The sequence below is a fragment of the Coleofasciculus sp. G3-WIS-01 genome (assembly GCF_040223135.1).
GTDB lineage: Bacteria > Cyanobacteriota > Cyanobacteriia > Cyanobacteriales > Coleofasciculaceae > Coleofasciculus.
In genome coordinates, this window is the sequence record NZ_JAVJZI010000245.1 from 1 (window position 1) to 5,395 (window position 5,395).

7 protein-coding genes are annotated in these 5,395 nt (G+C 43.8%); 3 read left to right on the forward strand and 4 right to left on the reverse strand.

The genetic code is table 11. The annotated features are described in order from the left end of the window. A partial coding sequence (locus RIM23_RS25960; RefSeq protein ID WP_446370697.1) for a zinc ribbon domain-containing protein occupies positions 1–313 on the forward strand: 313 nt, incomplete at its 5' end. A gap of 148 nt (positions 314–461) precedes the next feature. On the opposite strand, the gene RIM23_RS25965 is transcribed toward RIM23_RS25960, so the two are convergent. Both RIM23_RS25965 and RIM23_RS25970 read right to left on the reverse strand, forming a co-directional pair. Next, positions 462–1,376 carry a histone deacetylase family protein gene (locus RIM23_RS25965; RefSeq protein ID WP_446370699.1) on the reverse strand — a complete coding sequence of 305 codons (915 nt, stop codon included), beginning with the start codon at positions 1,374–1,376 and terminating at the stop codon, positions 462–464. Positions 1,377–1,395: 19 nt separating this feature from the next. After that, positions 1,396–1,596 (reverse strand): hypothetical protein, encoded by a 201-nt coding sequence (locus RIM23_RS25970; protein WP_446370701.1) that lies wholly within the window; start codon positions 1,594–1,596, stop codon positions 1,396–1,398. 140 nt (positions 1,597–1,736) lie between these two features. Here RIM23_RS25970 and RIM23_RS25975 point away from each other — a divergent pair, with 140 nt between their 5' ends. Then, complete coding sequence (locus RIM23_RS25975) at positions 1,737–2,822, forward strand: DNA cytosine methyltransferase (protein WP_446370703.1); 1,086 nt, start codon at positions 1,737–1,739, stop codon at positions 2,820–2,822. A 27-nt stretch (positions 2,823–2,849) separates the two neighbouring features. Here the strand turns inward: RIM23_RS25975 and RIM23_RS25980 are convergent, their stop codons facing one another. Further along, complete coding sequence (locus RIM23_RS25980; RefSeq protein WP_446370705.1) at positions 2,850–3,203, reverse strand: hypothetical protein; 354 nt, start codon at positions 3,201–3,203, stop codon at positions 2,850–2,852. Between the two features lie 13 nt (positions 3,204–3,216). After that, entirely contained in the window at positions 3,217–3,426 is a 210-nt protein-coding gene (locus tag RIM23_RS25985; RefSeq protein WP_446370707.1) for a hypothetical protein, read from the reverse strand. A 380-nt stretch (positions 3,427–3,806) separates the two neighbouring features. Here RIM23_RS25985 and RIM23_RS25990 point away from each other — a divergent pair, with 380 nt between their 5' ends. Next, a complete protein-coding gene (locus tag RIM23_RS25990; RefSeq protein WP_446370709.1) occupies positions 3,807–4,055 on the forward strand; it encodes a hypothetical protein in 249 nt (82 codons plus the stop codon). Positions 4,056–5,395: the final 1,340 nt, after the last annotated feature.

The window sequence follows — 5,395 nt, forward strand, 5'->3', positions numbered from 1 at the left end:
GTTGTCTGGAAGTTTAGCTGTGAAAGTAGATGCTCATTACACCTCTCAGGCTTGTCCGCATTGCGGTCACACATCTAAAGAAAATAGACCTAACAAGGGTCTAACTTTTGTGTGTCAGCAGTGTGGATATACTCTCCATGCAGATCTAGTTGGTGCTAGGAATGTTGCACTTAGAGTGTTGCTCTCTCGCCAAGAGTGGGAGAGTACGGGGCGTCTTTCAGCCGTCCCTGATGCGTCGTCGGACGAAGCCAAAGGCGAGCGCCTCGGAAGGTACTCGCAGTTGAGGTGGACGATAGATGCAATCCCCAACTGAGCGCGAAGCGGAACCGTTAGGTGAAGCGGAGTAAGTTGGGGTAGTTGAAGTGTATCAGTGCCGAGAGATTGATTATGAATTGTAAACTACTAGGTGATCAGCTCACCCCTATGTAAAGTGGGCAATGCACACCCTACCTCTGTTCCCTTCATACTAGATGACGATAAACATCATTAGCGGCACGATGGAGGAGAGAGTGACGGTATATCAGGGCATTCAGGTTATCTCCATAGCCGCCCCCAATCACACTGGCGACAGGATAGCCTGATGCAATACAGGTGCTGAGTACCTGCATTTCACGGCGGTAAATTCCAGTATCCGTAAGTGCTAGCTTCCCAAAGCGATCGCATGCGTGGGTGTCAACTCCGGCATCATAGAGAATTAAGTCAGGCTGAACTTCAGACAAAATATCGGGGAGATAGTGGGCTAAGGTTTGCAGGTAGGCATCGTCATCCATACCCACCGGGAGGGGAATATCCAGATCACTTTTTTGTTTAGTGGCGGGGAAATTGACCTCACAGTGCATGGAGAAGGTAAATACAGTGGGGTCATTTTGGAAAATAAAGGCTGTACCATCTCCTTGATGAACATCCAGATCAAGAATTAGGATTTTTTGGGCTAATCCCAGAGTCTGAAGGACACGAGTCGCGATCGCGAGGTCATTAAAGATACAAAAGCCTGATCCGTAGCCGGGAAATGCATGATGAGTTCCTCCCGCCGTATTACAAGCAATACCATGAGTCAGGGCAAGTTGAGCCGTCAGGATTGTACCCCCAACCGCCGTACAAGTTCGCTTAACCAAGCCGGGACTCCAGGGTAATCCAATCCGGCGCTGGGCTTTTGGGTCAAGGGTACCGTTACAGTAGGCTTGGATGTAGTCAGGGGTGTGGATCAGTTGAATCCATTCTGTGGGTGGAGTGTTGGGAGTGTGGATTTGTTCCGGAGTGGCAATATTATCGGCGAGGAGGAGTTCACAGAGTTTGCCGAATTTGGACATGGGAAAGCGATGTCCGGCTGGAAGGGGGGTAACGTAGTCGGGGTGATAGACGATTGGCAAGTTCATTAGTCAGTCATGAATATTGTCATTGATCGGTTCCTCCCCGTTTCATTGATCGCTGTACAGGCTTATTTCTCGCCTCTTGCGTTATTTTTTCCCAGTCTGCTTGTTCCAATACGGCATCTAACACATCCGAAATGTTGCAACGTTGCTCAAAAGCAATGCGTCTTAAAATTTCATGATGTTCTGGTTTCACGTATACCGGCTTTCTTTGCGTCTGTGCCATTCGCCCAGTGATTGAGTAAGTCACGTTAAGCAAATTGTACCCCAGCTAAACAGCTATATTGACAAAAAGATAATTAGCTAATTAAATAATTATACTGAAGCAAAGGCTTCTCAAATCTTTTACGGATGTAAAGCGTCAAGATGGACAAGCAAAACTTAGACACCAATGGAACGTTAAGGGAAAAATCGATAGTCTCTCTATTTTCAGGCTGTGGGGGGCTAGACATGGGTTTTCATCAAGCAGGTTTTAAGGTGATATGGGCAAATGAATATGACAAAGATATGTGGCAAACCTATCAAAGCAATCATCCAGATACGCTTCTTGATCGGCGTGATATTCGACAGGTTTCTTCTGCGGAAATTCCAGACTGCTTCGGGATTATTGGCGGACCTCCCTGCCAAAGTTGGAGTGAGGCAGGGACCCAAAAGGGAATCAATGACGATCGCGGCAGATTATTTTTAGAGTATATCCGGATTTTGAAAGACAAGCAACCTCGCTTTTTCTTGGCGGAAAATGTTTCAGGAATGCTTCACAAAAAGCATGAAAAGGCATTACAGAACATTATTGCAGCCTTTGAGGAAGCTGGCTATGTCATTTCCTACAAACTCTTGAATGCTCGGCATTATAATGTGCCTCAAGATAGAAAGCGAGTTATTTTTATTGGTTATCATATCAACTTGAATAAATGCTTCAACTTTGACGCTTTAGTGCCTGGATCTCGTATTCTTACCTTACGAGATGCCTTATGGAATTTGCGAGAATCAGCAATCCCGGCATTGAGCAATAACAAGACCCGAGGGGAAGACTGTCTTGTTGCCAATCATGAATATATGGTTGGCGGATTCTCCAGTATTTATATGTCTCGTAACCGTGTTCGTTCCTGGAATGAACCATCATTTACCATTCAGGCAGGTGGTCGTCATGCACCAATCCATCCCCAGGCAAATAAAATGATTCATATCGGAAAAGACCAATGGATGTTTGACCCTAAATCACCCCATCCTTACCAGCGCTTATCAGTTCGAGAATGTGCTAGAATTCAAACCTTTGATGATGACTTTATTTTTTACTATGAACGATTAGCTGCTGGGTACAAAATGATTGGCAATGCTGTTCCAGTCAATTTAAGCTATGCTTTAGCGAAAAGTATATACCAAGATTTATTCGCCACTGACTCCCAAAATCAGCCAAACCAGATAAAGCTTCACCCCATAACAACATCTTAGTTAAGCATTATATTTTTATCGCGTCACCTATTTTTTCTTTTCAATCATTAAAAAATAGACGGTTTTTCTATCGGCTTCATCAATATTATTTCTCCATCCTCCTCTTGGAATTCCAACTACGTCGTCAAAAACCCAAGGCAAGTTATCTGGCTTTTTTGCAAGACTAATAGCTCTTCCATGTTCGCTCTTACTTGTTTGTCCTATCCATTGTCGCCTGATGGCTATGTGTAATTTTTCCTTGTAACGATTGAAATACTCATCAAAAGAATAAATTTTGATAGTATATTGACTAATCTGAGTGGCTGGCGCTTCTAAAATTAATTCGGCTGGGTGTTGTGACATCCCTAAATTAGGACTCCCTAACATCATTAAAAATTTCAAAATTGTTTTGAAATCATTTTCCGAGAAAAAATTCTGCCTCTGCTTTTTTCCTCGAATCTGTTGTTGATAGGGTTGCTATATCACTTAGAGATTCTGCTAGACGATAACCGGTATAGTTTTTGTCAGGAATTCCTATTTGTCGAAGTATACCAATGTGCTTGAGATTTATGCGTCCCATATTTGAGAAGAGAAACTCGCATATAGCTTTTTCATTTCCTGCCACACTAATGTCTCCACAAAACTTTTAGTAGCAATCTATTTTTAGTAGAATGTCGCTGACTCAAGCAGAGTAAACCTTGCTCATGCAAATTTATGCGTCAGTATTCAACCCGACATGATATGACACCAATAACCAACGTGCGCCCAGAACATTATCCGATTCCCCCACTAGCCTTTCTATACAAAACCTGACCGATGTGAGAAAGGTAGAGGCAAAAAACACACATAACTTTACATAATTTGTCTTGACAAACACTCTTTGCCTAAGATATACCTTTTTTATACAAAGTGAGAAAAAGGTTCTGGAGCCATACGAATCAGCGGCTTTACTCGAAGCGCGATCGCATCGCCAGGAACAATTGCTATCCTATCGAGGCATTGGTTATGTCATCCCATTCTACCACCCCGAATATCGATGAGTTCCTGCAACGCTTGGAGACAATCCTACTTCAGGCATGGAGTGAAACAGGTTTTGGGCATATAGAAGTGAGTAGCGAACGATTTAAAGAGGACAAAATTCGGGTGATTATTCAAGGTTCAACCCATTACCGTTATGTGATTACAAATCAGGAAGTTGCACAGAAGGTGAACAGTAAGTTGGCTCCCTTTTCATCAACTACAGCCCGAAACTGAATGTTATGCTCCAGTCAGCTGTGCTCGCGTCCAAGTTTAGGATACTATCGTTCGTTAATTTGGCATCGGTGTTAGCGTTCTTGCTTTTCAAGTTTCCCCAGTAAGAAGCCGCCCAGAAGAGAAGTAAGCCAAAAATGATGGATGCGATCGCATAGTCTCCCTCCCTAGTCTGTAACCCTTATCAGCTATAGGATTCAGCACAAAGTTTTGAGGATTGTCTCAGGTTGTGTCGCACAGTTGAAAGGACTGGCACTGCTGAGGCACAAGGACAAATCAGTCAATATCTGTTAGATACACCAGGCATTTGATGGGTTTGAGTCTCACGACGCCGGTGAAGTGGATTTAAGTGTTCGAGGCAAATTTTCATTGCAGGACAAGAATTATGAAGACTAAACGTTTCTTTTGTGCGATCGCCTCATTACTCTTCATCCCCTATAACTCAGTTTTCGCCCAGATTACACCCGATTTGACATGAGGACTCAATGTTCCTCAATCCTACCAAGGTTCCGGTTTTTATGGCAGCTCACAGGAGAAATCTCGGCTAAAAAAATAGAATTAATGCTTGACTTTCTGTATGATTTTAGGTAAGTTTATATCATGGGAAAATGTGCCGTCCTATAGACTCAGATTAACCGTAACCCGTAGTGGCGTGACCCAGCTAAAATGATGGATTAGATTTGCAGATTTTATGGGCGCACGCCATGCGCCCCTACAGTTTAGCAACATTCCCCACCATCCCTTGTCACCCTAGACTTACCCAGATTTTGCCCGATTCCAGATGAAGTTCTGAATGTTCCTCAATCCTACCGAGGTCCGAGTTTTTCGGGCACATCACAAAAGTAATCGGGGCTAAAAAAATAGGATTAATGCTTGACTTTCTGTCTGATTTTAGGTAATTTTATATCATGGAAAAATGTGCCGTCCTATAGACCCAAATTAACCGGAATCTGTAGGGTGGGTTAGGCGGTAATCAATTCAGGAAACAAACCACTTAATTCCCTATCCAACCTAACCCACCGAGTTATCCTTTCCCACAGGTGAACCAACGAAGAGGGCGAGTCGAATAAATTAATGGATTTTCCGATCACGATAGCGGGGGCGTAGGGGCGCACGGCGTGCGCCCAAACAAGTAATACCTTTCCCCATCACAATAGTAGGGGCGCAAGGTTTGCGCCCAAACAAGTAATACCTTTCCCCATCACAATAGTAGGGGCGCACGGCGTGCGCCCACACAATTAATGGATTTCCCCTGAAGATAGTGCAGCGAGAAACCCATACAAGATTACAGAATGACAGGATTACAACATATAGGATATGGGGGCGCGATCGCAACAATCCTC

Excerpts from the sequence above, each read along its gene's own strand:
- RIM23_RS25965 (WP_446370699.1), bottom strand. The coding sequence starts at position 1,376 with ATGAACTTGCCAATCGTCTATCACCCCGACTACGTTACCCCCCTTCCA.
- RIM23_RS25970 (WP_446370701.1), bottom strand. The coding sequence starts at position 1,596 with ATGGCACAGACGCAAAGAAAGCCGGTATACGTGAAACCAGAACATCAT.
- RIM23_RS25975 (WP_446370703.1), top strand. The coding sequence starts at position 1,737 with ATGGACAAGCAAAACTTAGACACCAATGGAACGTTAAGGGAAAAATCG.
- RIM23_RS25990 (WP_446370709.1), top strand. The coding sequence starts at position 3,807 with ATGTCATCCCATTCTACCACCCCGAATATCGATGAGTTCCTGCAACGC.